The following is a 23,677-nucleotide window of genomic DNA, read 5'->3' on the forward strand; positions in this document are numbered from 1 at the left end:
AGTTGAGAGCAAATGAAAAATGCTTTAGTTTGGCTTGACCGTAATTTTGAGCCTATTTTAATGACAATTCTATTTTATGCCATGACCATTTTAGTGACGTTGCAAGTAATTTTAAGGTTTGCATTTGATTCTGGTTTTTCATGGGGCGAGGAAGCCGCTAGATTTATGTTTGTGTGGTTGATGTATTTTAGTATTTCATATGCAACGCGCGTGCATGCTCATATTAAAGTCTCCTTTTTGGTCGAACGGTTTAATGAAAAGATTCGAAAAAGCATTATGATTGTTGTTGATCTCTTATTTATTGTTTTTTCCGCTGTAATCTTTGTATCTGCTATTAGCATTTGCCAAGCAACCATGGAATTTAATGATCGAGCTGTTACCATAGATGTTTCTATGAATATTATTTACGGTGCTGGCCTTATCGGTTTTGTTTTATTATTAATCCGTCTCATTCAAAGTGTTATTTGGAAAATTAAGCATTTCAACGGTTCGATGGAATATTTTGAAAACCAAAGAGGAGTATATACAGGTGCAGAGAGTATCTGCTTAGTGCCAAAAGGTGATACTCAGGAAGGGAGTGAGGATAATGGAAGTGCTTCTATTATTCGGTAGTTTTACCTTATTTTTAATTCTCTCTGTCCCAATTGCTATAGCGCTCGGACTTGCCTCTATTGTCACCATTTATGGGCTTCAGCCGATTAGTGTAGAAGCATTCACCCAAACAATGATCCAAGGATTAAATTCTTTCCCATTAATGGCTGTTCCTTTATTTGCCTTTGCGGGTGATATTATGGGCAAAGGCGGTATATCGAAGAGGCTTCTTAATTTAGCTGCTGTGTTTTTTGGAAGATGGACAGGCAGTTTGGGGGTCATTTCTATTGTAGCTTGCTTATTCTTCGCTGCTATATCGGGTACAGGTTCTGCTACTGTAGCAGCGATTGGGATGATTATGATTCCTGCTATGCTTGCTAATAATTACAATAAACCATTTGCAGGTGCCCTTGTTGCTACAGCTGGAACGGTAGGAACGTTGATACCGCCAAGTATTAGTATGATCATTTATGCAGTTGCTGCAGGTGTATCAGTAACAGGGATGTTTATGGCGGGAGTTGGTCCGGGATTATTAGTAGGGATAGCTTTGATCGTCTATACTATTTACTATTCCAAAAAGCATGGCTATAAAGGGGAAAAACGTGTATATACTTCTAAGGAAGTATTAACTCTTTTGAAAGAAGCTATTCCAGCTTTGCTGGTTCCAGTAATTATCTTAGGCGGAATTTATGGAGGGGTATTCACTCCGACTGAGGCGGCTGCAATTGCCTGTGTATATGGAATTATAGTAAGCGTTTTCGTTTATAAAGAAGTGAAAATTAGTGAGCTACCTTATATAGGCTTTCATTCAAGCCTGCTTTGTGCTCCCGTCATTGTCATTATCGGTATTTCTTCCGGCTTCGGACGTATTTTGACCATTACTCAAGTGCCTACAACGATTGCAGAGTTTATTTTAAATATCACAGCAAATAAAATACTCATCTTGCTTTTGATCCTTTTGCTACTTTTAATTGTAGGAACATTTATGGAAACGAATGCTTCTATTATTATTCTTACTCCTATCCTTTTACCGATTGTGACAGCATTGGGTGTGAATCCGATACATTTTGGCCTTATCATGGTTCTGAACTTGGCTATTGGATTTATTACACCGCCTTTAGGCGCGAACTTATTTATGGCCAGTCAGGTGAGTGATATTAAGTTTGATGAACTGGCTAAAGCAATCGTTCCATGGGTATTGGTAATGATCATTGTTTTACTACTGGTTACCTTTATTCCAGCGATTTCATTAATGCTTCCTAAACTACTTGGTGTACCAGTTTAAATTGAAAGTTGATATGAAGCAAGCAAAGTCAGGATCCTATCAAAAAATTATTCTATTAGTGGTATTGATCTCTGAAAAAACGTATATATAAAGATATAGATATTTTAACAATAGATATTATTACTAAAAGAGCTAAGCCACCCTCCAGCTTAGCTCTAAATTTTATTGAATTAGGGAAGTTATCAAAGACTAACTTCGCTGAGAAAGATCGTTCAATAGGAGAAAATGAACAGATGCCCTTATGATGTTTGATCTAGTTTCTACTTTTTTAACCGAAGTGTGGCACTTACAGGGTTATGATCGCTATGTTCAAATTTCAAATCATGACCTTGAACGCTCACAATTTCTACGTTAGGGGAAACGATAAAGCCATCGATAATGGTGACGAAGTTTTCTCCCTCTACATACTTCTTCACATCGTCACGAACCGTCCATACATTTGGATCGACGGCCCATTGGAATCCGCCTTCATTGAAATTCTTTGGCAGCTGCACTAGCCATTCAGGCCATTTTTTCTTAAATTCTGGATCCTTTAATTGTACATCGGATAAAAGCTGGTTCCAATCGCCGCCAAGAACGACGTAATCGCCGTTTTTATAATGCTTATTCATATAAGACTTTAAAAACTTGACTTGCTGGCTCCTAATTTTTCCGCCTTTATCGTAAGCAGATAAATGAAGGTTGACTAATCTCAAAAACTTGCCATTTTCCACAGGGATTTTATGCTCAACGATACAGCGGTCTAAGTCAAATAATCGCTTTGGCCAAGGCTCTTTGCCCGGTAGTTGAAATCTCGTTGCTTCCTCTATCTTATAAGTGGAAAAAGAACTTAAACCAGCTTCTACAGATCCCATTGGCTTTTGAATAGGGACTGGCACCCATTGGGAATTGTAATTGAATGCAAATGTGGATGCATACCCTTTTAAGCCCTTTTTCATATAATCTAGTTGATTAATATTGTAGGAGCGCAGAGCCTTTGTATCTATCTCTTGCAGCAACAGAAAATCTGATTTCTCTTTTTGCAGGAACTGCAGCATATGCTTTAAATTTTCTTCCGTTTGTTCTTTGCTGCTAGAACGAGAGCCTGTTCCTCCATCCATAAAAAAATCCTGGTCTTTATCTAAGCCAGCATAGCCAATATTAAAGGTTGTCGTTTTAAAGGGTTCCCCTACCTTTAATATTTTTTCTGTATTAGCTGTTACTGGCACTTTTTCAACGTCTTCATGCTTTTTATTTGTCATCGTCATATAGGCTAGAAATATACCTAAACTTCCCACAACAATTCCTATTAAAATAAGGACTACTTTTAGTAACTTTTTCATTTTTGAAAGCTCCTATGATGTTTTCTTAAAAACTAGTGTATGTTTCATAGTATATGATAAAAAGCCTGTATTCAACATATAAAAAGCCACTGTATGATCTATTAGATCATACAGTGGCTTTTTTTTGATGGCTTATTAATTTCGAATTAAATAATCGAATGCGCCTAGAGCGGCTGTTGCTCCAGATCCCATAGAGATAATGATTTGTTTATATGCACTATCTGTACAGTCACCAGCAGCAAATACGCCAGGGATGTTTGTTGCGCCATGTTTATCAACGACGATTTCACCCATGCGCGTACGTTCAATCGCATCACCTAACCAGTCTGTGTTAGGAACAAGACCGATTTGAACGAAGACACCTTCTAATTCAATGTGGTGCACTTCTTCTGTTTCACGGTCGATGTACGAAATACCATTTACTTTGTCAGTTCCGGTAATTTCTTTCGTTTGAACATTCTTTAATACCGTGACGTTCGGTAAGCTGTAAAGACGCTCTTGTAAGACTGTATCAGCTTTCAGTTCAGGCATAAATTCAAGAACGGTTACATGCTTAACAATACCTGCAAGGTCGATAGCCGCTTCAATACCGGAATTACCGCCGCCAATGACAGCCACGTGTTTTCCTTCAAATAAAGGACCATCACAGTGAGGGCAATAAGCGACTCCTTTGTTCTTGAACTCTTGTTCTCCTGGTACGCCTACATTGCGCCAGCGAGCACCTGTTGAAAGGATGACGGCTTTACTTTTTAGAACCGCACCGTTTTCTAGTTCGATTTCAACAAGATCTTTTTTCTCTAAACGCTTCGCACGCTGTAAGTTCATGATATCTACATCATACTCTTTGACGTGCTCTTCAAGACTTGCGGCAAGTTTTGGACCTTCTGTATATTTCACGCTGATGAAGTTTTCAATCCCCATCGTGTCCATAATTTGACCGCCAAAGCGTTCAGCGATAATGCCTGTACGAATGCCTTTGCGCGCTGCATAAATAGCAGCACTTGCACCAGCTGGTCCGCCACCGACAACGAGTACATCGAATGGCTCTTTGTCTGCAAATGCTGATGCATCTGGAGCGTTGCCCATTTTAGCAAGAATTTCTTCAAGCGTCATACGGCCGCTGCCGAAAGGTTCACCGTTTAAGTAAACAGATGGGACAGCTAAGATGTCTTTGCTTTCGACCTCTTCTTTAAATGCTGCACCGTCAATCATTGTATGCGAAATTCCAGGGTTGAGAATGCTCATTAAGTTGAGTGCTTGTACAACATCAGGGCAGTTGTGACAACTTAAGCTAATATAAGATTCGAAATGATATTGGCCTTCGATCTTTTTCACTTGATCAATGACACTTTGCTCAACCTTTGGCGCTCTGCCACTTACTTGTAGCAAAGCTAATACTAATGATGTGAATTCATGTCCGAGAGGGATACCAGCAAAAGTAACGCCAGTCTCTTCTCCGACGCGGTTCACGCTAAAGCTCGGTGTTCTCTCTAAAGTCGCTTTTTCAACTTTGATGTTGGGGGACATGGTGGCCAATTCATCTACTAGAGCCACCATGTCGCGGGAAACGTCATCTGTCCCTGCGCTGACTTTGAGTAGTACATCCCCCTCCATCAATTGAAGGTATTGCTGTAATTGTGCTTTAATATCTGCTTCTAGTATCATGGATTCTACTCCTTAAATTTTACCTACAAGGTCAAGGCTTGGTTTTAATGTTTTGCCGCCTTCTTGCCATTTGGCAGGGCAAACTTCACCTGGGTTGTTGCGAACATATTGCGCTGCTTTAATTTTGCCAACAAGCGTGCTTGCATCACGGCCAATGCCACCTGCGTTGATTTCAACAGCTTGTACGATACCATCTGGATCGATGATGAAAGTACCGCGATCAGCAAGACCTGCTTCCTCATCTAGTACATCAAAGTTGCGAGATAGTTTTTGTGAAGGGTCACCAATCATAATGTATTCGATTTTGCTAATCGCTTCTGAATGGTCATGCCATGCTTTATGTGTAAAGTGAGTGTCTGTTGAAACAGAGTACACTTCAACGCCAAGCTCTTTTAGAGTCGCGTATTGGTTTTGAAGATCTTCAAGCTCTGTAGGGCATACGAATGTGAAGTCTGCTGGATAGAAGCAAACAACGCTCCACTGTCCTTTAAAGTTTTCTTCTGTTACTTCGATAAACTCCCCGTTGTGAAAAGCTGATGCTTTAAATGGTTGTACTTCTTTTCCGATTAAAGACATAATTGATTTCCTCCTAGTAAAATTGTGATTTTTATTAGTTATTAATAATAATTCTAATTACATATTTATTATTATATACACCTTATTGTTTGTCAAGCAAAACGATCCATTTTATCTTGAATTTAATAGTTGTTTTGAATTCATGTTAGGAAGTGTAATTAGAAAAGGAAGACAAGAGAAGCAAAAAGATAATTTTCAATTACAATTCACCTTTCTCAATCAACAGTCTTTTGGATCTTTGAATACGAAAGGTGAATGAATGTTGCTGCCAACTTAGCGGAATGGCTAGTATATATAATGAGAAAACTTCTTTAAATATATTCTTCTGCAACAGAAAAAGAGCTCCAGTTGATGGATTTCTTTAGTTGCTTTCTTTCAAATCGGCCGTTTATGCAAAAGATTGGGCCATGAACGGTGCCAAAGCTTTCGTCCACTTTTTCTGGGAAATAAAATAGACAAGCAAATCCGCTGTGGATCATACGGACTCCAATCTATATCATTTGATATTTAAAATTTAAATGTTAAAATAATTGTGTTCCATGATTAGTACACCATATATACATTTAAAAAATATTGGAGGTAACGAGATGGGAAGAGTGGACGGGAAAGTAGCGTTAGTAACAGGCGGAGCTTCTGGGATTGGTTTATCCACAGCCAATTTGTTAGCAAAAGAAGGAGCCAAAGTAGTCATTGCTGATTTCAACGAAGAAGGCGCAAAAAAAGCTGCAGAAGCAATTACTGAACAAGGCGGAACAGCTATGGGCATTTTTCTGGATGCTGGAAAGGAAGAATCGATTAAAGAGGCTGTAGAGTTTACAGTTGAAACATATGGAAAAATTACTGTTCTCTTTAATAATGTTGGTGCCACGAACTTGCAGAAGGATTTAGATGCAGTGAATATCGATCTTGAGGAATGGGATCGATTAATGGATATAAATGCAAAAAGCGTACTTTTAGGAAGTCGATATGCGATTCCGCATATGATCAAGGCTGGCGGCGGATCGATCATTAATACAGCTTCGATGTCTGCATTTGCAGCAGACTCCATCCGTACAGCATATGGCGCTTCAAAAGCGGCAGTTGTTTCGTTAACGGAATATATTTCCACTCAATACGGAAAGAACCGTATTCGCTGTAATGCCGTTGCTCCAGGCCTGATTTTGACTCCAGCAGCTAAAAACAATATGCCAGAGCCGGTAATAGATATTTTCCAAAAATTCAATGCTCTTCCTTACAATGGTGAGCCGGATGATATTGGATACACTGTGTTATTCCTTGCTTCTGATGAATCGAAGTATATTACGGGTCAGACAATTCAAGTAGAAGGCGGACATTACATTGCCAACCCAAGCATTGCTGACTTCAATGAGTTTATGAAAAATGCTAACGCGAAATAACGAATAAGGTCTTACATTTTCTAACATACAATCGCTTGCGCTAGAGAAATTATTTCTAGAGCAAGCGATTTTTTCATCTTTCATTTTTTCTCTGTGCATTTCCTTCATTGTAAAATTAAATTTATGAAAGAAGCAGGCGAAGGGCCTTCAGTGTATAATAAATTGGGAGAAGTATACATTAAAAAAGATTATAGGATGTTTGAATAATACGCTAATGAAATAAGAAGAAAAGGAGCCACTATGACAAATAATAAAGAAACAGGTTGGAATTTTGATAACAGTTATGCTCGCTTGCCACAATTATTTTTTTCTAGTACGAATCCGACTCCTGTTCGCGCCCCGAAACTCATTGTGTTCAATGATCGTTTGGCCGTTTCCCTTGGTTTGAATGTGGAGGAGCTAAATAGTGAAGAAGGGGCAGCAATATTTTCAGGAAATAAAATTCCTGATGGGGCTTTTCCGCTTGCTCAAGCGTATGCGGGGCATCAATTCGGTCATTTTACGATGTTAGGTGATGGCCGAGCGGTGCTTTTAGGCGAGCAAGTATCATCTCAAGGTGAGCGGGTGGATATTCAGCTGAAGGGATCAGGCCGAACAAAGTATTCTCGCGGCGGGGACGGTCGAGCAGCACTTGGACCGATGCTCCGTGAATATATCATTAGTGAAGCAATGCACGCGCTTGGTATTCCGACGACTCGCAGTTTAGCTGTAGTGACGACTGGTGAGCCAGTATATCGTGAAACCGAGTTGCCTGGTGCGATTTTGACTCGTGTGGCGGCCAGTCATTTGCGCGTGGGCACGTTTCAATACGCGGCCAATTGGGGCTCAACAGAGGAACTCCGTATGCTTGCTGACTATGCGCTAAAGCGTCATTTTCCGGATGTTGATGCGAGTGAAAACAGATACCTTTCGCTACTTGAGGCAGTGATCAAGCGCCAAGCGGAATTGATTGCTAAATGGCAGCTTGTCGGTTTTGTCCATGGGGTGATGAACACGGACAATATGACAATTAGCGGCGAAACGATCGACTATGGGCCGTGTGCTTTCATGGATGTGTATGATTTGGCGACGGTGTTTAGTTCGATTGATGTGCAAGGACGCTATGCGTATGGCAATCAACCGAGCATGGCTGGGTGGAATCTTACGCGATTTGCGGAAGCGTTATTGTCGCTGTTGCACGAAGATCAAGAGCAAGCGATCGAACTTGCTGAAGAGAAGCTGTCTGATTTTCCGAAGTTATTTCATTCTTATTGGCTTGCGGGAATGAGAGCGAAACTAGGGATTTTTAATGAAGAGGAACAAGATAAAGTTTTAATTGAAGACCTTCTCAAGATGATGCAGGAGCACCGAGCAGATTATACGAATACGTTTCGTGCATTGACGTTAAATGAGTTAGAAGATAAGGGTTTGTTTGGAACTGCAGAGTTTACAAAATGGTATCAACAATGGCAAGAGAGACTAGGTAGACAGCAACAATCAAACGCAGAGACAAATGAGCGGATGCGCAATAGCAACCCTGCTGTCATTCCTAGGAACCACCGAGTAGAAGAAGCGCTTGCAGCAGCGGAGCAAGGCGATTATCGCGTGATGGAGCAGCTCGTAGCGGCTCTTTCAACGCCATATGCGTATTCTTCAGAACAAGCTGAATATTGTACGTTGCCAGCTTCGTCCACGAAGCCTTATCGAACGTTTTGTGGTACTTGATATATAAGAGAGAATAGCGGTTCTCTTCACTTGGCTAAGTGAGGGGGCCGCTTTTTCATGTAGCTAAGCCGCTACTTGTTTCGGCAATAGTGTAATCCGCTGTTCATTCGATGTTCATAGTTGTCGTTTATAATAAAAACCAATCAAGATAGTTAGTAAATTAGCTTTTCTAGCCATGAGGAGGAAAAAAGTGATGTTGATGTATGCTATTATCTTTATTACATTAGCTCTTGTTTTTTATACAGTTGGAGTATGGGGAGAAAAAATTCAAAAAGAATTGAAGCTTTGGCATGTGTTGATCTTTTGGGGCGGCTTAATATGTGATACAGCGGGAACAACCATTATGGGGAAATTAGCAGAACAAAGCTTTTTATTTAGCTTCCATGGAATCACAGGGCTATTGGCGATCTTATTAATGCTCTTCCATGCCGTTTGGGCAACAATTGTGATTGTGAGAAAAGACAGCAAGATGAAAATCAAATTTCATAAGTTCAGCATTGTCGTATGGTGTATTTGGCTCATCCCATATATTTCAGGACTAATTTTTGGGATGACGAGATAAGATAATTAGCTTTTAGAGTCATGTTCCTGTGATAAAGCAGGCACATGATTCTTTTTTCTAATATGATTTTTAACGCGATTAAACAGATACTGAGCCAAGCTCCTCCTGCTGAGAACCTAGCAAGAACAGCGCGAGGATAATGTACGTTGAGGTCAATTCAACTAATTCCAATCAGTAGAACAAGAAAACGATAGTGATAAAGTTAGTAGCATTTTTACACTTCTTCAGTTCTTCTTGTTCTCCAATAAAAATAAATGCCAATGAATAAAGTGAAAATAATCAAAGGAACGAGATAGACACGGTAGTGAGTCATATACAATTCGACTTTATGCCAACCTGGCCCTAATGTGCGACCCAATGTGATAAAAGTAAATCCCCACAAAACAGCGCCTGAGTAGGCTAGTAAGGCGAACGTTTTATATGGTAAATTATTAATTCCTGCCAGATAAGCACAAAAATGACGTACACCTGGAATGAAATAGCTAATAAATAATAAATAGGGCCCAAATTTATCGAATAGCTTCTTTGTTGTATCCATTCTTTTTTCTGTCAAATGTAACGTAACCACAAAACTATCGTTAAAACAAAAAATAATGATACTGCTAGTCGCATTTAAATATGGTATGTATAAAGCAGAGACACAGCTCTTTCTACTTCTCTTTCATTCCAAAAGTTGTTAAATGTTTATCGTGGCGTAGTACATCGATAAAGACTTGGAGTGCCTTTGTTTGAAATGGAGATGTAGTGACGATGGAGAATTGTCTTGTAAAAGGCAATCCGTTTACTTCAATTCTTTGTAAATGTCTATAACGGAGTTCTTTTTGAACGGCCCACTGAGACAATAAGCTGATGCCTAACCCAGCTTCAACAGCTTCTTTAATGGGTTGGGTGCTGCCAAAGTTCATCATGTGAGCAGGTGAAATATTCAAAAGGCGAAAAACATTTTCTGCTGCTTCTCTTGTACCAGAACCAGATTCGCGCAGAATCCATGTTTGTTGTTCTAAATCTTTGACCGTCACTTCCCCCTCTTTATTCGATAGGGAGTGGGAAGGAGAAGCGATGATGACCATAGAATCTTCGGCAAATTCCTCTGTTTGTAATAGCTTTTCTTCTTTGAAGTGCCCCTCGACAATGCCAACATCGAGTTGGTGATTCATCACTAAACTAGATATGTCCGCTGTATTGCCGATTGTTACGGTTGGCTTAATGTCTGGATAAAGCTTTTGCATGTTTGCAATCATGTGGGGGAGAATATACTCTCCGAATGTATAGCTCGCACCAATAGAAAGCGGCCCGCTTGCTTTATTCGCTACATCATCCACTAAATGTTGCATTTTCGTATATAGCCCAACAATTTCTTTCGCATGATGAAAGACGATTTCCCCTGCTTTATTTAATCTCACATATTTATTCGTTCGTTCTAGTAGTCTAACGCCCATACTTTCTTCTAGCTTGCGAATATATTGGCTGACCGCAGGCTGAGTCATATGCAATTCTTCGGCCGCTTTAGAAAAATTCTTTTTTTCGGCAACCGCCACAAAGACTTGTAATTGGATATCCATATTTCCCCTCCTCTAACTGTTATTTATTATATCAATTTACTTATCATCATTATCATAAATAGTTATTTTTCTTATAAGAGTGTTTGCCATATAGTTGAAGTAGGGGGTGCGTTTATGGGGATAGAAAAGATTAATCTAGTTGAAAAGAAAGATAAAAAATTCTCGCCTCAAGCAGCATGGGTAGGTGGGATTGCTTTTACCTTTCTTATTGCTTTATTAGGATATGTACTAGCACATGTCCCTGGCTTTCACTATGTTGGTCAGTTGGCATGCGCGATTCTGATTGCGGTTGTTTATCGGCAAATGTTTGGCTACCCTGAAGCTCTGCGATCTGGTATTGCTTTTTCGTCGAAAAGATTGCTGCGGGCTGCTATTATTTTATACGGTTTAAAGCTGAATATCGCTACCGTTTTTGATGAGGGAGCAGGGCTTATCGTACGTGATGCGGGAGTCATTATGTTTTCGATTTTCATGACAATGTGGTTGGCTAAGCTGTTTAAAGCGGATAAAAGGATTGCTTTGTTGCTTGGAGTTGGAACAGGTGTATGTGGGGCAGCCGCGATTGTAGCGGTGGCGCCGATTATAAAATCAAAGGATGAGGATACGGCAATCAGTGTAGGGATGATTGCTTTGATGGGAACGGTTTTTGCGGTTACTTATACTATTTTGCGGCCATTGTTACCTTTAGATGCGGCTCAATATGGCATTTGGTCCGGCATGAGTCTGCATGAGATTGCTCATGTTGCACTTGCAGCCGAACCGGCAGGAGAAGAAGTATTGGCGTTAGCGCTATTAGCAAAATTAGGGCGTGTTTTTTTGCTTGTCCCGCTTTGTTTCATATTAATATACGTGATGAAACGCAAACATCAAGGCTCTGAAGAAATGGATACGAAATTGGAATATCCATGGTTTCTGGTTGGTTTTACGCTGTTTAGCTTGTTAGGCAGTTATGTAGGTGGACATTCCATTCCAGTATCAGAAACCATGATGAATGCTATTGTTACTTTCACCACTTGGTTATTGACAGCAGCTATGGTTGGGCTTGGGCTGAATGTAAACTTGAAGCACTTGCGTACAAGAGCAATACGTCCTCTTCTTGCGATGACGGTTACATCCGTGGCTTTGTCTATTCTTGTATTCTTTCTCGTTTAAATCTGTACTTTGCTCATTAAAGCATGAGTATTCTCTTCTGTATCTTTAAAGAATGTCATCCACGTCTCTATTTGGTTAACTTTCGCTATAAGATGTGGTTCGTCAATAAATACCACTTCTTGCTGTAGTAGTTCCTTATAAGTTTCTTGAATCTGTTCGACTTGAAAATAAATGACGGAGCTTGTAGAAGAAAACTCCTCTTTTTCAGGAAGACTAAGAAGAAGGCTCAGACCATTACAGTCAAAGAATGCCATATTTTCTGTATGAAACAGAAGAGGCAAACCTAATTTGTCCTTATAAAAATGGATTGCCCGCTCTAGATTTTTCACAGGTACTCCAATTTGACCGACTTTTTGAATCTTTGTTGTTGCCATAAATGAATCTCTCCCTTCATGATACGATCCGTTATTTTTATTTTACAAGAAAATGGTTTTTATTTCATTTATTTGTATAAAAATAGTTGGAATATATCAGACAGTCAAATAAGCAAATCCATAACCTAATCCTTTTGGAAGTATTAGGTTATTTTTTATCTATTTACCACCTATTTACCATAAAAATAGTTATTTCTTGATTCTGTCAACTATGTAAGTCATAAGATACAAAAAATCGTCATTATTTTATGTGAAGGTTGTCACAAATTATACGAAAATCTATCACAAGTTGTTTAAAAAGGCATCATAAATTTCCCATAGGTCTGGGCTACAATAGTAACTATGTTAGGTCAATTGTGAATTGATGAACAAAATCTCAACCCTAAAGTAGAAAGTATAAAAATGTGGAGGGAAAGAAATGAATGAGTTATTGTTAGCCAGACTCCAGTTTGGTGCTACAACAATTTTTCACTTTTTGTTTGTTCCATTGTCTATCGGCCTTGTGTTCATGGTAGCGTTAATGGAAACATTCTATGTCGTGAAAAAACAAGAAATCTACAAGAAGATGGCGAAATTTTGGGGACATTTATTCCTGATTAACTTTGCTGTAGGGGTTGTCACGGGGATTATTCAGGAATTCCAGTTTGGAATGAACTGGTCTGAGTATTCAAGGTTTGTAGGCGATGTGTTTGGAGCTCCGCTTGCCATCGAAGCATTGCTTGCATTCTTTATGGAATCTACATTTATTGGATTATGGATTTTCGGTTGGGATCGCTTATCGAAAAAAGTTCATTTAATGTGTATTTGGCTTGTATCGATTGGAACGATGCTATCTGCTCTTTGGATTTTAGCAGCGAACTCATTTATGCAAGAGCCAGTAGGCTTTGTGATGAAAAATGGCCGCGCTGAGATGAATGATTTCTTTGCTTTGTTGACCAACCCTCAGTTGCTAGTGGAGTTTCCGCATGTTATCTTTGGTGCGTTTGCAACAGGAGCCTTTTTCATTGGGGGCGTAAGTGCGTATAAATTATTAAAGAAACAAGAAGTAGAATTTTTTAATAAGTCTTTTACTCTAGCTATGGTTGTGGCATTGATCTCTGGATTAGGGATTGCGTTTAGCGGTCACTCTCAAGCGCAGCATTTAATGCATTCACAGCCGATGAAAATGGCGGCAAGTGAAGCGTTGTGGGAAGATAGTGCGGACCCGGCGCCTTGGACAGCATTTGCCAAAATTGATGTGGAAAAGCAAGAGAATTCATTTGAGCTTTCTATTCCATATGCATTGAGCTATTTAACATATGAAAAATTCTCTGGTTCTGTGCCAGGAATGCTGACATTACAAAAAGAATATGAACAAAAGTATGGCCCTGGAGACTATATTCCACCAGTAAAAACAACATTCTGGAGCTTTAGAATCATGGTAGTTGCTGGAATGGCGATGATTTTCGTTTCCATGTTAGGTTTATGGTTCCAATACAGAAAAACATTAATGAATCAAAAATTATTGTTAAAGGCGATGGTTTGGTTAATTTCGTTCCCATTCATCGCGAATACAGCCGGTTGGATTATGACAGAGATCGGTCGTCAGCCTTGGACAGTCTTTGGATTGATGACAACATCCGCTTCGATTTCACCAAATGTTTCATATAACGAGTTATTGTTCTCGTTTATTGCTTTTACAACGATTTATTCGATTCTTGGGCTTGTATTAGTGTACTTGTTTGTGAAAGAGATTAAAAAAGGAACAGAACATGGGCATACGTCGAAAGATATGCATGACACCATCGATCCGTTTGATAAGGAGGCATACCAGTAATGGAATTAAGTGAATTATGGTTTCTGCTCGTAGCTGTTCTGTTTATCGGTTTCTTCTTTCTTGAAGGATTTGACTTTGGTGTTGGAATGGCTGGACGCTTGATCGGGCAAAATGATTTAGAGCGCAGAATTATGATTAATACGATTGGCCCTTTCTGGGATGCGAATGAAGTATGGCTATTGACAGCTGGGGGAGCGATCTTTGCGGCTTTCCCTCACTGGTATGCTACCATGTTTAGCGGATATTATATTCCACTTGTTTTTGTTTTGCTTGCTTTAATCGGCCGAGGTGTCGCGTTTGAGTTTAGAGGAAAAGTCGATAATTCCACATGGGCAAAAACATGGGATTGGGTCATCTTTATCGGAAGCTTATTGCCTCCATTTTTATTCGGGGTGTTATTTACAAGTTTGTTAAAAGGAATGCCAATTGATGAAACAATGACGTTAAACGCAGGATTTACTGATTATGTGAACGTGTATTCTTTAACAGGTGGCTTAGCTGTGACGTTGCTATGCTTAATGCATGGGCTAGTGTTTCTAACGTTGCGCACAGTAGGAGATTTACAATTACGTGCGCGCAAGCTCGCTCAAAAAGTAGTATTTGCTGTCATTGTTGCGCTAGTTGCCTTTGTTGCTCTTTCTGTTAAATACACAGATCTATTTACGTATAGAGGCAATGTAACCATTCCTATGATTGGGCTCATTGTTGTTTGCTACGTAGCAGCGATCTTTATGTTAAGTAAGCAGCGGGATGGCTGGAGCTTTTTCTTTAGCGGTATGGGAATTGCTTTAACGATTGCGACGATCTTTGTTGGACTATTCCCTCGTGTGATGATTAGCTCAATCAATAGTGCTTATGATTTAACTGTTTATAATGCAGCATCAGGCGCTTATTCATTAAAAGTGATGACGATTGTCGCTTGTACGCTTCTTCCATTTGTTCTTGGCTATCAAATTTGGAGTTACTATGTATTCCGTAAACGTGTAGATGGGAAGGACATGGTTTATTAATGAATAAACAACTACTTCAATATGAAGGCATGAAAAAATTATTAGCGTTTCTTACGATATTGACGGTGTTACAAGGAGTGTCCATTCTTCTGCAAGCTATTATGCTTGCAGAAGTGGTCACTCATCTTTTTAATTCCGGCCTTTTTCAGGAGGTATACAAAGAAACGTTTTTGTTTGTGATTAGTTTACTGGCTCGTCATGGGATTCAGCATGTCAAACAAAAAATGATGGATGATTATGCGGCGAATGTAGGAGCAAAATTGCGTGCAGACGTGTTACATAGCTTATTTCATCAAGGACCGCGCGCAGCTAAGCAACTTGGAACGGGGAATATTGTGACCTTGCTGTTAGATGGGATTTCTCATTTTAAGCAATATCTCATGTTATTTACGCCAAAAATGGTTAATATGGCGATTATTCCAGCGATGGTTGTCGTGTATATTTTGATCCAAGATCGCACATCTGCCATTATTTTAATCGTGACGTTACCAATTTTGATCGCTTTTATGATTTTACTCGGCTGGGCCGCTCAGAAAAAGGCTGATAAACAGTGGAATATGTATCGCATCCTTTCTAATCATTTTGTTGATTCGTTAAGAGGGTTAGAAACGTTGAAATTTTTAGGATTAAGCCGATCGCACAGCCAAAAGATTGAAATGGTGAGTGATCGCTATCGCAAAACAACGATGGGCACATTGAAATTTGCCTTTTTATCCTCGTTTGCGATGGATTTCTTTACAATGCTTTCGGTTGCTACGGTGGCGGTGTTTTTAGGCTTGCGGTTAGTCGAAGGGGAGTTGCTGCTGCAGCCTGCTTTGACGATTTTGATTTTAGCGCCAGAATATTTTCTCCCTATACGGGAAATCGGATCGGATTATCATGCAACGCTAAATGGACAAGAAGCCGGCAAGAAGTTAAAAGAGATCGCGTCTCTTCCTCATTTTAAAGCGGAGGAAGGACAACCGATTAATCGCGTCAGTGAAGCGACTCATATCGAGCTATCTTCTGTTACTGTGCAGCATGAAGAAGAAGGAAAGCCTTCCTTGAGCGATATCTCGCTATTAATTAAAGGGTACAAAAAGATCGGAATCGTTGGGGAAAGCGGTGCGGGGAAGTCGACAATGATTGATTTGCTGGGTGGTTTTGTTGAGACAAATTCCGGCAGCATCCATATCGACGAACAAACATTTACCCATTTGCAAAGAAAAGAATGGCAAGAGCAGCTTATCTATATTCCCCAGCAGCCTTATTTGTTTCAAGATACATTGTTCAACAATATCGCTTTTTATCAACCGAAGGCGACGATAGAAGAAGTACAGTGGGCGGCTGAGCAAGCCGGTTTATCGCAGTTGCTCGAAGAATGTCCGAATGGGCTTGATGAGAAAATTGGAGAAGGCGGACGTTCATTAAGCGGCGGACAAGCTCAGCGAGTGGCGATTGCCCGTGCTTTTCTAGAAAATCGACCGCTCCTTCTCCTCGATGAACCAACCGCTCATTTAGATATTGAAACAGAATATGATTTGAAGGAGAAATTTCTTCACCTTTTTGAAAATAAGCTTGTGCTATTGGCAACGCATCGACTTCATTGGATGCTCGAGATGGATTATATCTATTTCTTGAATAAAGGACGTATCGTAGAAGAAGGTACGCATGAAGAGCTGATGAAAAAGAAAGGACAGTATTATCAGATGGTGAAAATACAAATGGGGGATGAGACATGAATGATAAAGGCTGGGTTCTCCCTTATTTAAAAGAGAACAAACGATTGCTGTTATTTGTTGTTTTACTCGGGTTGTTAACGGTTTTTTCAGCATCGTTCTTAATGTATACCTCTGGATACTTAATTTCTAAAGCGGCAACAAGACCGGAAAACTTACTGATGATTTACATTCCGATTGTCGGTGTCCGAACATTTGGAATCGGGCGGGCCGTGTCGCGTTACATTGAAAGATTAGTCGGCCATGATGTCGTCTTAAAGATTCTTTCGAAGATGCGGCTGAAAGTGTATCAACTGATTGAACCGCAAGTGACACATCCGCGTTCTTCATTGAAAACAGGGGATGTGTTAGGCATACTAGCAGAGGATATTGAGCGGCTGCAGGATATTTATTTAAAAACTGTCTTTCCTAGCTTAGTGAGCCTATTTCTTTATTTAATCGCTGTTATTGCCCTTGGCTTTTTCTCTTGGCCATTTGCCCTTCTGATGGCGATTTACGCGGGGGTATTAGTCTTTCTGTTTCCGTTTGTTTCTCTGCTTGTCATGAAAGCGAAAACGCAGCAAATTAAACAAGGCCGTCATGCGCTTTATGGTCGTTTAACAGATGCGGTAATGGGTGTAAGTGACTGGCAATATAGCGGTCGTCAAAAGGAGTTTATTCAGCAATATGAGCAGGCTGAGCATCAGCTCTTGTTATTAGAACAAAAGCGTAATCGTTTTGTGAGATGGCGTAATTTAATGGCTCAAGTAGTGATAGCCATCATGGTTGTATCGATGTTAATATGGACAGCTAATGCCAGTGCTAGCGGGGCCATTGATTATACATTGATTGCTGCTTTCGTGTTAGTGCTGTTTCCGTTAACGGAAGCTTTCTTGCCGCTGTCAGATGCCATTAGCGAAATTCCATCGTATCAAGATTCGATTGATCGTCTATCGAACCTTGAAGAAACAAAGCAGCAAATAGCTACTGAGCATAAGGAAACAGTAGCCGAGTTGAAAGAACAGCCGTTAACGCTTCAGCTTGAACATGTCTCCTTTCAATACGAAGAGCATCGCCGCGTGTTAGAGGATGTGAGTTTCTCAATTACTCAAGGAGAGCATATTGCTTTATTGGGGCCGAGTGGATCAGGAAAGTCAACGATTTTGAAATTAATAGAAGGTGTTGTCCCACCAACGGCTGGATCTGTCACATTAAATGGTGTCGCCACATCCCACGTAAGCGATACTATTTCCAAGTGGGTCGCTGTCTTAAATCAGCATCCGCACTTATTCGATACGACGATTTTAAACAATATTCGTTTAGGACGACCAGATGCAACGGATGAAGAGGTGTATAAAGCAGCGAAGCAAGTGCAAATTCATGAACTGATCGAATCGTTACCGCATGGCTATGAAACGCCAATGCATGAAATGGGCAGCCGCTTTTCTGGCGGGGAGCGGCAACGGATTGCGCTGGCTCGTATATTGCTGCAAAATGCTCCCCTCGTGATTTTAGACGAACCAACTGTCGGACTCGACCCAGTGACAGAGAAAGAACTGCTTACGACTATATTTGCTGTGTTAAAAGGCAAGTCGATTTTATGGATCACCCATCATTTAGCGTTCGTTTATCAAGCTGATCGTGTGCTGTTTCTCGATCAGGGAAAAATGATATTGCAAGGCACGCACGAACAGCTACTAGAGACCAACGAGCGTTACCAACGTCTTTATAAGCTTGATAGGCCGTTTCAAGTGTAAAAAAGCCTCCAGCCCATAGCGGACTGGAGGTGTTTCTTGTTTATATAAATAAATTCTATTTGTCATACTATGGGGTCATCAGACCTTTAAGGGTGTATTTATAAGAAGAGCGATAAAATAAATGTCCAAATACATACGAAGGCAAGAAAGCCAAAGCTGTATCTAATAGCCATTTTTGTTAAAGCAGATTCTTGTCCAGTGGCACCAACTGCTGCGGTAGCGATGGCCACTGATTGTGGAGAGACGATTTTCGCCATAACTCCTCCAACTGTGTTGGCTGCTACTAATAATGCTGGATTTGTTCCAATAATATGACCGGCTGTTGCTTGAATTGGGGCAAACAATGTGTTATTGTTCACAACCGATCCCGTCATAAATACGCCAATCCATCCTAAGATTGGAGAGAATAGTGGGAAGATGTTTCCTGCCGTTGCGACAGCTTCACCTAATGCAGTTGTTAATCCACCATAAGTCATTAGTTTGGCAATCCCGATAATGGCACAGATCATAATGATTGGTGTCCAAAACTCCATAATTGCTCGCTTTAGAAGTGAAAAACCTTCTGCGAAATTAATTGTTTTTGTGATCGCAATAGTTGTTAAACAAGCCATTAATAGAGCTGTTCCAGTTGCGCCGATTAAGTCCATGCTCATATTGATTGAAGAACCCGGAATTGTAAATTTGATCACTAAATGATTAAGCGCGCCACCTTCAGCAAATAAGCCCTTAAACGTAGCAGAGCTCCAAATTAATACATAAACTGTTAACAATAGGAATGGTGACCATGCTTTGACGATTTCGCCAAAAGAATAAGTCTCAAGCTTCGTTTCTTTTCCATTAAGTAAGAATATATTTTTTGGTTTCCATTTTTTAAGAAATACAGTTAAAGCTCCCAATGTTATTAAAGATGGAATAATATCTGCTAATTCTGGCCCAACGAACATTGTCATGAACGCTTGAGAAATGGAATAAATCGTTGATGTTACTAAAAGAGCTGGGAAAACTTCCTTAACTCCTTTAAATCCATCAAGCACCCAAATTAATAGGAAAGGAATCATAAAGTTTGTAATCGGTAAAGTGAAGGCACTCATTTTCGATACGTCCATTGAAGTAACGCCTTCTAAACCAAATGTATTGATAATACCTACAGGGATCCCAATTGCTCCAAATGCACCAGCGGCCGCATTGGCAATTAAGCAAAGCATCGCTGCTTGCAATGGTTGAAAGCCTAATGAAATTAACAATACGGCACAGATCGCGATTGGCACTCCAAAACCAGCTGCTCCTTCAAGAAAGGCGCTTAAGCAAAATCCGATTAATAAAAGCTGAAGACGCTGGTCTTGCGTTACGTTGGCAATACTTCCACGTAAAGTATCAAATAGCCCAGACTCCACTGAGATTTTGTATAGCCAAACAGCCATAACGATAATATACCCGATAGGGAAAATTCCTTGAATCAAGCCTTGAATGACACTTCCGACGGATTCACCTGCTGGCAATTTAAAGACGAAAAATGTAATCGCAAATGTAACAGCTAAGTTAAGCAGTGCTGCATTAAGTCCTTTCATTTTAAAAACCGTTAAACATAAAAGGAACAAGATAATCGGCACCGCAGCAACTAGTGCTGAGATGCCAAGGTGATTGAATGGATCAAATGTTTCTACTAACATAATTAAGACTCCTCTTCGTGAATCGAATTATTTCCAAATCTGCGCTTGAATCTCTTTCAATGTTTTCACAGAGCGGTCAAATTGAGCTTGCTCCTGTTCATTGAGCGACAGTTCTAACACAGTTTTGGCACCTGCTCTATTTAAAACGGTAGGCACTCCAATATACACATCATGATGTCCGTATTCGCCCTCTAAAAGCGAGCCAACCGGTAAGGTGATCTGATGATCTTGCAAAATAGCTTTCGTTATTTTCGCTAATCCCATCGCAATCCCGTAATAGGTAGCGCCTTTCGCTTCAATAATTTTGTACGCGGCATCACGTACTTGTACAGCGATTTCTGCTTTACGTTCATCTGTTAGTTTTGGTGAAACCGGGATGCTCGAAACATTGGCTGAGCTCCAAACAGGAAGTTGTGAATCGCCATGCTCCCCGATGATGTAGGCGTGCACACTTGTAGGTGCAGCATTAAACTCTTGGCCTAATAAAAAACGGAAGCGGGCTGAATCCAATATCGTTCCTGAACCAATGACTCTTTCTTTCTGAAGACCCGAGTATTTCCATGTCGCATAAGATAAAATATCAACTGGATTGGTAGCCACTAAAAAGATACCATTAAATCCAGACTCCATCACTTTGCCAACAATGGATTCGAAAATCTTGACATTCTTATGGACGAGATCTAATCTAGTTTCCCCTGGCTTTTGTGCGGCTCCTGCACAAATGACGACGATTGCAGCATCTTGACAATCTTCATATGAACCAAAAGTGATATTCATTGGACTAGGCGCATACACAACTCCGTGGTCTAAATCCATAACATCGCCTTTTGTTTTTTCTTCATTTAAATCAATGAGAACGAGTTCATTACTGATTCCTTGGTTCATTAAAGCAAAAGCGTAACTTGAGCCGACAGCACCTGTTCCAATTAATACCACTTTATTTCCTAATGTCATCTCCAAAGAAAATTCCCTCCAATTGAATCAGATTCGCAAAGCATTTCAGAAACCGACATAAAAAATAACACATTTCTAGTTCTTTTTCCACTAAATTTTTTTGAGAATTTTTTCATGCGTTTATTCTTTTACATTTTAAAGGAAGAAATTCATCTATATAAATGAATTTTGCCACCAAAATAAGATAATTATGTATAAGGACAAGCTGTTACAAGAGAGGGGTTCGATGAGGGGAAAGCAGAAAAAGTAGGGTCAGCTCCCTTTGTTTTTGTGAGACTTGGATAAGCTCTGTTAAAGTATAAATTCCTATAAATAAGGGAGCTGAACTTAAATAATTATGTTATTTTAAGGCAATACACCTTTCTTTTACTATTTCTACTAACATGTTAAAGACCATTCGATCTTTTATATTCACGCTGTCTGTTGTATGTTTTTCCAATTTAGGTAAATCAATTTGGCTATTATCTTTGGAAATGATTTTCTCTAAATAGTGTTCAATCGTAGAACGGGACATGTCTGTGACACCATATTTGTCAATCCACATGTATAATTCATAGATCGTACAGACTAATAAGCGTTGATGGTCAAATAATTGAGTATCCAGATTATCTTGTAACTCTTGGTTATTTAATTTCATTTTATTCTCAACCATCGTGGTCACCATGAATAGGTTCTTTAGTCCATAGCTGTTACCTGTGCCTTTCAGTTTGTCTTGCACTTCTTGCAACATTTCTCGAATGATGTCTTGATACATTTCTGTTAAGTCTCGATTGGCATCTTCCATTTTATACGGATACACGAACTTATTGATTAATACAGCGAGAATGGTTCCGGCTATTACCATGTAAATACGGTTGAGGGTTAGTACCTCTGTTGTCCCTGTTACTAGAGCTGCTGATCCGATAGCGGACACGGTGATTAAAATCGTGCTGTAACGATACTGCTTAATATAATTATTTAAATAACCGACGAGCATTAAAATCATCACTCGTTCTGTTGCACCGTCGAAGATGCTGAATAAAAGAATAACTAATATAGAGCCTACTACTGTAGCGAAAATTCGATCCCGCATTTTTTGTTGAGAATGCTCATATATCGGGATCACTAAGGCCAGGATCGTAAAGATGATCCATCTTCCTTCACTGAGTTGAAAAAAGTCGGATATAAATGCTGCGATACTGATTCCGACACCCATGCGGACCGCATAAGATAATTTAATCGAGTTCGTATGTTTCACGTTGTTTCCAATGTTTAATTTCCGATATTTTTTTGGTATTTGTTCAAACTGCTTAACAAGGTTTTTATTCTTTTTATTTAATTGCTTCAACTCAGTTAAATGAACTTTTATAAAGTTCATATGGTTTAATATACTTAATGTTTGTGGCGAGTCAGTAACATGCTGTTCGTACTTCTTAAAGATATCGGAGAAAGAATCATTTAACTCATCAACTGATGCGCTTTGATCCAAATTAGACGAAACTAATATTAAAAAGCGATGCAAGTCTTCCCAAATTTCTTCGTCCCATTCATCTGCTGGGACTTTATTTAATAATAAATTAATTTTTTCCAAAGAAGCAGATAAGCTTAGTTTAATTCTTGCTTCTTCTCCTAAATAAAATCCTTCTTCCCGCTTATCAAAAATCATATTTCTCAAATTGTGAATAGCATTTGCAATCGTCTCTTCTAAATCGTCGATATTTTTATTTTGTTTGAGACTTTCTATTTTTTTGCATAATGTGGTGCATAGTTCACTTAAAAGTTTATTGCCGCTTTTAGATACTTTATTTTTATTGACAATAAGTTGCAGTGCCATAATAGCAAGAGCTCCAAAAATGAGAGACCCAAGACGAAGAGGCATATCACTTAACGGAACAGGTGTGACTAAAATAAATAAATATTGTAACGAAAAGGGGAGATATAAAGGGTTTCTTACGTTATACAACAGTGAATAACTTAAGAAAAACATGGCTGCAAAGTTAATAGGAATGGCTAGCCATATATTTAAGCCCGCTAAAAAAGCAGCAATTCCAATAAATAAATTGAAGCCTATGAGTTTGAGTGTTTGATTAATAGGACGTACGGTTAAATCTCTTTCTAACAGCATAAGCATCGCTGTAATGGTCGTTACCCCAATTAAGCTATTCTCTGTGCCGAAAACGGATTGAAATCCGATAATAAAGCCTACAATAAAAATAAATAAAATCGTTTTCCCGATTATATCTTTAATCATGTAATTCCTCCTTTATGTATATTGTGATTAAAATCTCATTATTGATCGATCTAATGGCCAAGAAAATATTTTAACGTTTAAATATTAAACATCAAAAATGAAAAAAACACAATCAATAACTGAGAAAATAGATAAAAAAATAAAAGGCAAGCCGAGTTTGAGCTCGTCTTGCCTTTGTGGTGTAGTTTTTTTACTTTCGTGTCTAAACAAGCGCCTTCCGCTTTTCGGTGTCCAGCTATAGGCGCTAGCGACTAGTGTACTTCCACCATCCTCCTTACGATAAGTCAACATCGATTCACTGTCGTTCATCGTGTTTCCTTTATCTTATACGGCTGGTTCCAGTCCATACGTCG

The 23,677-nt window shown here is 39.5% G+C and carries 20 protein-coding genes; 10 read left to right on the plus strand and 10 right to left on the minus strand.

All coding sequences use genetic code 11. The features are described 5' to 3' along the window. Positions 1 to 12: 12 nt before the first annotated feature. Entirely contained in the window at positions 13 to 612 is a 600-nt protein-coding gene (locus IRB43_RS13545) for a TRAP transporter small permease (protein ID WP_203364022.1), read from the plus strand. Then, entirely contained in the window at positions 587 to 1,876 is a 1,290-nt protein-coding gene (locus IRB43_RS13550; RefSeq protein ID WP_203364023.1) for a TRAP transporter large permease, read from the plus strand. Before IRB43_RS13545 ends, IRB43_RS13550 begins: the two co-directional genes overlap by 26 nt. Before the next feature lie 260 nt (positions 1,877 to 2,136). Here the strand turns inward: IRB43_RS13550 and IRB43_RS13555 are convergent, their stop codons facing one another. The 4 genes from IRB43_RS13555 to IRB43_RS13570 all read right to left on the minus strand — a co-directional run bounded on the left by IRB43_RS13555 (position 2,137) and on the right by IRB43_RS13570 (position 5,918). Beyond that, entirely contained in the window at positions 2,137 to 3,198 is a 1,062-nt protein-coding gene (locus IRB43_RS13555) for an endonuclease/exonuclease/phosphatase family protein (RefSeq protein ID WP_203364024.1), read from the minus strand. Positions 3,199 to 3,333: 135 nt separating this feature from the next. Then, positions 3,334 to 4,863, minus strand: a complete 1,530-nt coding sequence (gene ahpF / locus IRB43_RS13560) for an alkyl hydroperoxide reductase subunit F (protein ID WP_203364025.1) — start codon at positions 4,861 to 4,863, stop codon at positions 3,334 to 3,336. Positions 4,864 to 4,875: 12 nt separating this feature from the next. After that, on the minus strand, positions 4,876 to 5,439 hold the full coding sequence (gene ahpC / locus IRB43_RS13565; RefSeq protein ID WP_203364026.1) for an alkyl hydroperoxide reductase subunit C: 564 nt from the start codon (positions 5,437 to 5,439) through the stop codon (positions 4,876 to 4,878). Between the two features lie 311 nt (positions 5,440 to 5,750). Beyond that, a complete protein-coding gene (locus IRB43_RS13570) occupies positions 5,751 to 5,918 on the minus strand; it encodes a hypothetical protein (protein ID WP_203364027.1) in 168 nt (55 codons plus the stop codon). 108 nt (positions 5,919 to 6,026) lie between these two features. On the opposite strand from IRB43_RS13570, the gene IRB43_RS13575 reads away from it, so the two are divergent. From IRB43_RS13575 to IRB43_RS13585, 3 genes are all read left to right on the plus strand, one after another. Then, positions 6,027 to 6,836 (plus strand): SDR family NAD(P)-dependent oxidoreductase, encoded by an 810-nt coding sequence (locus tag IRB43_RS13575; protein WP_203364028.1) that lies wholly within the window; start codon positions 6,027 to 6,029, stop codon positions 6,834 to 6,836. Positions 6,837 to 7,076: 240 nt separating this feature from the next. Next, positions 7,077 to 8,540, plus strand: coding sequence for a protein adenylyltransferase SelO (locus tag IRB43_RS13580; protein WP_203364029.1), 1,464 nt, complete (start codon positions 7,077 to 7,079; stop codon positions 8,538 to 8,540). Positions 8,541 to 8,733: 193 nt separating this feature from the next. Next, positions 8,734 to 9,102, plus strand: a complete 369-nt coding sequence (locus IRB43_RS13585; RefSeq protein WP_203364030.1) for an HsmA family protein — start codon at positions 8,734 to 8,736, stop codon at positions 9,100 to 9,102. Positions 9,103 to 9,316: 214 nt separating this feature from the next. Here the strand turns inward: IRB43_RS13585 and IRB43_RS13590 are convergent, their stop codons facing one another. Both IRB43_RS13590 and IRB43_RS13595 read right to left on the minus strand, forming a co-directional pair. After that, positions 9,317 to 9,640 (minus strand): VTT domain-containing protein, encoded by a 324-nt coding sequence (locus IRB43_RS13590; protein ID WP_203364031.1) that lies wholly within the window; start codon positions 9,638 to 9,640, stop codon positions 9,317 to 9,319. Positions 9,641 to 9,752: 112 nt separating this feature from the next. Next, on the minus strand, positions 9,753 to 10,664 hold the full coding sequence (locus tag IRB43_RS13595; protein ID WP_203364032.1) for a LysR family transcriptional regulator: 912 nt from the start codon (positions 10,662 to 10,664) through the stop codon (positions 9,753 to 9,755). 114 nt (positions 10,665 to 10,778) lie between these two features. On the opposite strand from IRB43_RS13595, the gene IRB43_RS13600 reads away from it, so the two are divergent. Continuing rightward, positions 10,779 to 11,816: a YeiH family protein gene (locus IRB43_RS13600; RefSeq protein ID WP_203364033.1), complete on the plus strand. Its 1,038-nt coding sequence runs from the start codon at positions 10,779 to 10,781 to the stop codon at positions 11,814 to 11,816. On the opposite strand, the gene IRB43_RS13605 is transcribed toward IRB43_RS13600, so the two are convergent. Then, entirely contained in the window at positions 11,813 to 12,190 is a 378-nt protein-coding gene (locus IRB43_RS13605; protein ID WP_203364034.1) for a VOC family protein, read from the minus strand. The two genes, IRB43_RS13600 and IRB43_RS13605, sit on opposite strands and share 4 nt — an antisense overlap. Before the next feature lie 418 nt (positions 12,191 to 12,608). Between IRB43_RS13605 and IRB43_RS13610 the strand changes: the two genes are divergently transcribed. The 4 genes from IRB43_RS13610 to cydC are packed head-to-tail and all read left to right on the plus strand — an operon-like array spanning position 12,609 to position 18,470. Next, positions 12,609 to 14,006, plus strand: a complete 1,398-nt coding sequence (locus tag IRB43_RS13610) for a cytochrome ubiquinol oxidase subunit I (RefSeq protein ID WP_203364035.1) — start codon at positions 12,609 to 12,611, stop codon at positions 14,004 to 14,006. Next, on the plus strand, positions 14,006 to 15,016 hold the full coding sequence (gene cydB / locus IRB43_RS13615; protein ID WP_203364036.1) for a cytochrome d ubiquinol oxidase subunit II: 1,011 nt from the start codon (positions 14,006 to 14,008) through the stop codon (positions 15,014 to 15,016). The genes IRB43_RS13610 and cydB overlap by 1 nt, the downstream gene beginning before the upstream one ends. After that, positions 15,016 to 16,737: a thiol reductant ABC exporter subunit CydD gene (gene cydD, locus IRB43_RS13620; protein ID WP_203364037.1), complete on the plus strand. Its 1,722-nt coding sequence runs from the start codon at positions 15,016 to 15,018 to the stop codon at positions 16,735 to 16,737. Before cydB ends, cydD begins: the two co-directional genes overlap by 1 nt. Beyond that, entirely contained in the window at positions 16,734 to 18,470 is a 1,737-nt protein-coding gene (gene cydC, locus IRB43_RS13625) for a thiol reductant ABC exporter subunit CydC (RefSeq protein ID WP_203364038.1), read from the plus strand. Before cydD ends, cydC begins: the two co-directional genes overlap by 4 nt. A 98-nt stretch (positions 18,471 to 18,568) precedes the next feature. Here cydC and IRB43_RS13630 read toward each other — a convergent pair whose 3' ends face one another. The 3 genes from IRB43_RS13630 to IRB43_RS13640 all read right to left on the minus strand — a co-directional run bounded on the left by IRB43_RS13630 (position 18,569) and on the right by IRB43_RS13640 (position 23,324). Next, positions 18,569 to 20,140, minus strand: coding sequence for an L-lactate permease (locus tag IRB43_RS13630; protein ID WP_203364039.1), 1,572 nt, complete (start codon positions 20,138 to 20,140; stop codon positions 18,569 to 18,571). A 27-nt stretch (positions 20,141 to 20,167) separates the two neighbouring features. Beyond that, complete coding sequence (locus IRB43_RS13635) at positions 20,168 to 21,094, minus strand: L-lactate dehydrogenase (protein ID WP_481748153.1); 927 nt, start codon at positions 21,092 to 21,094, stop codon at positions 20,168 to 20,170. Positions 21,095 to 21,434: 340 nt separating this feature from the next. Then, positions 21,435 to 23,324: an FUSC family protein gene (locus IRB43_RS13640; protein WP_203364041.1), complete on the minus strand. Its 1,890-nt coding sequence runs from the start codon at positions 23,322 to 23,324 to the stop codon at positions 21,435 to 21,437. Between the last annotated feature and the right edge of the window lie 353 nt (positions 23,325 to 23,677).

The sequence above is a fragment of the Bacillus sp. REN10 genome, from assembly GCF_016820555.1.
In the GTDB taxonomy this organism is placed as follows: Bacteria; Bacillota; Bacilli; order Bacillales; family Domibacillaceae; genus Bacillus_CE.

What these genes read in the sequence shown, in the direction of transcription:
- IRB43_RS13595 (WP_203364032.1), bottom strand. Translation starts at nt 10,664, where the DNA reads ATGGATATCCAATTACAAGTCTTTGTGGCGGTTGCCGAAAAAAAGAAT.
- IRB43_RS13635 (WP_481748153.1), bottom strand. Translation starts at nt 21,094, where the DNA reads ATGACATTAGGAAATAAAGTGGTATTAATTGGAACAGGTGCTGTCGGC.
- IRB43_RS13555 (WP_203364024.1), bottom strand. Translation starts at nt 3,198, where the DNA reads ATGAAAAAGTTACTAAAAGTAGTCCTTATTTTAATAGGAATTGTTGTG.
- IRB43_RS13640 (WP_203364041.1), bottom strand. Translation starts at nt 23,324, where the DNA reads ATGATTAAAGATATAATCGGGAAAACGATTTTATTTATTTTTATTGTA.
- IRB43_RS13605 (WP_203364034.1), bottom strand. Translation starts at nt 12,190, where the DNA reads ATGGCAACAACAAAGATTCAAAAAGTCGGTCAAATTGGAGTACCTGTG.
- IRB43_RS13600 (WP_203364033.1), top strand. Translation starts at nt 10,779, where the DNA reads ATGGGGATAGAAAAGATTAATCTAGTTGAAAAGAAAGATAAAAAATTC.
- IRB43_RS13575 (WP_203364028.1), top strand. Translation starts at nt 6,027, where the DNA reads ATGGGAAGAGTGGACGGGAAAGTAGCGTTAGTAACAGGCGGAGCTTCT.
- cydC (WP_203364038.1), top strand. Translation starts at nt 16,734, where the DNA reads ATGAATGATAAAGGCTGGGTTCTCCCTTATTTAAAAGAGAACAAACGA.
- IRB43_RS13610 (WP_203364035.1), top strand. Translation starts at nt 12,609, where the DNA reads ATGAATGAGTTATTGTTAGCCAGACTCCAGTTTGGTGCTACAACAATT.
- cydB (WP_203364036.1), top strand. Translation starts at nt 14,006, where the DNA reads ATGGAATTAAGTGAATTATGGTTTCTGCTCGTAGCTGTTCTGTTTATC.
- ahpC (WP_203364026.1), bottom strand. Translation starts at nt 5,439, where the DNA reads ATGTCTTTAATCGGAAAAGAAGTACAACCATTTAAAGCATCAGCTTTT.
- IRB43_RS13550 (WP_203364023.1), top strand. Translation starts at nt 587, where the DNA reads ATGGAAGTGCTTCTATTATTCGGTAGTTTTACCTTATTTTTAATTCTC.
- IRB43_RS13570 (WP_203364027.1), bottom strand. Translation starts at nt 5,918, where the DNA reads ATGATCCACAGCGGATTTGCTTGTCTATTTTATTTCCCAGAAAAAGTG.
- IRB43_RS13580 (WP_203364029.1), top strand. Translation starts at nt 7,077, where the DNA reads ATGACAAATAATAAAGAAACAGGTTGGAATTTTGATAACAGTTATGCT.
- cydD (WP_203364037.1), top strand. Translation starts at nt 15,016, where the DNA reads ATGAATAAACAACTACTTCAATATGAAGGCATGAAAAAATTATTAGCG.
- IRB43_RS13585 (WP_203364030.1), top strand. Translation starts at nt 8,734, where the DNA reads ATGTTGATGTATGCTATTATCTTTATTACATTAGCTCTTGTTTTTTAT.
- IRB43_RS13630 (WP_203364039.1), bottom strand. Translation starts at nt 20,140, where the DNA reads ATGTTAGTAGAAACATTTGATCCATTCAATCACCTTGGCATCTCAGCA.
- IRB43_RS13590 (WP_203364031.1), bottom strand. Translation starts at nt 9,640, where the DNA reads ATGGATACAACAAAGAAGCTATTCGATAAATTTGGGCCCTATTTATTA.
- ahpF (WP_203364025.1), bottom strand. Translation starts at nt 4,863, where the DNA reads ATGATACTAGAAGCAGATATTAAAGCACAATTACAGCAATACCTTCAA.
- IRB43_RS13545 (WP_203364022.1), top strand. Translation starts at nt 13, where the DNA reads ATGAAAAATGCTTTAGTTTGGCTTGACCGTAATTTTGAGCCTATTTTA.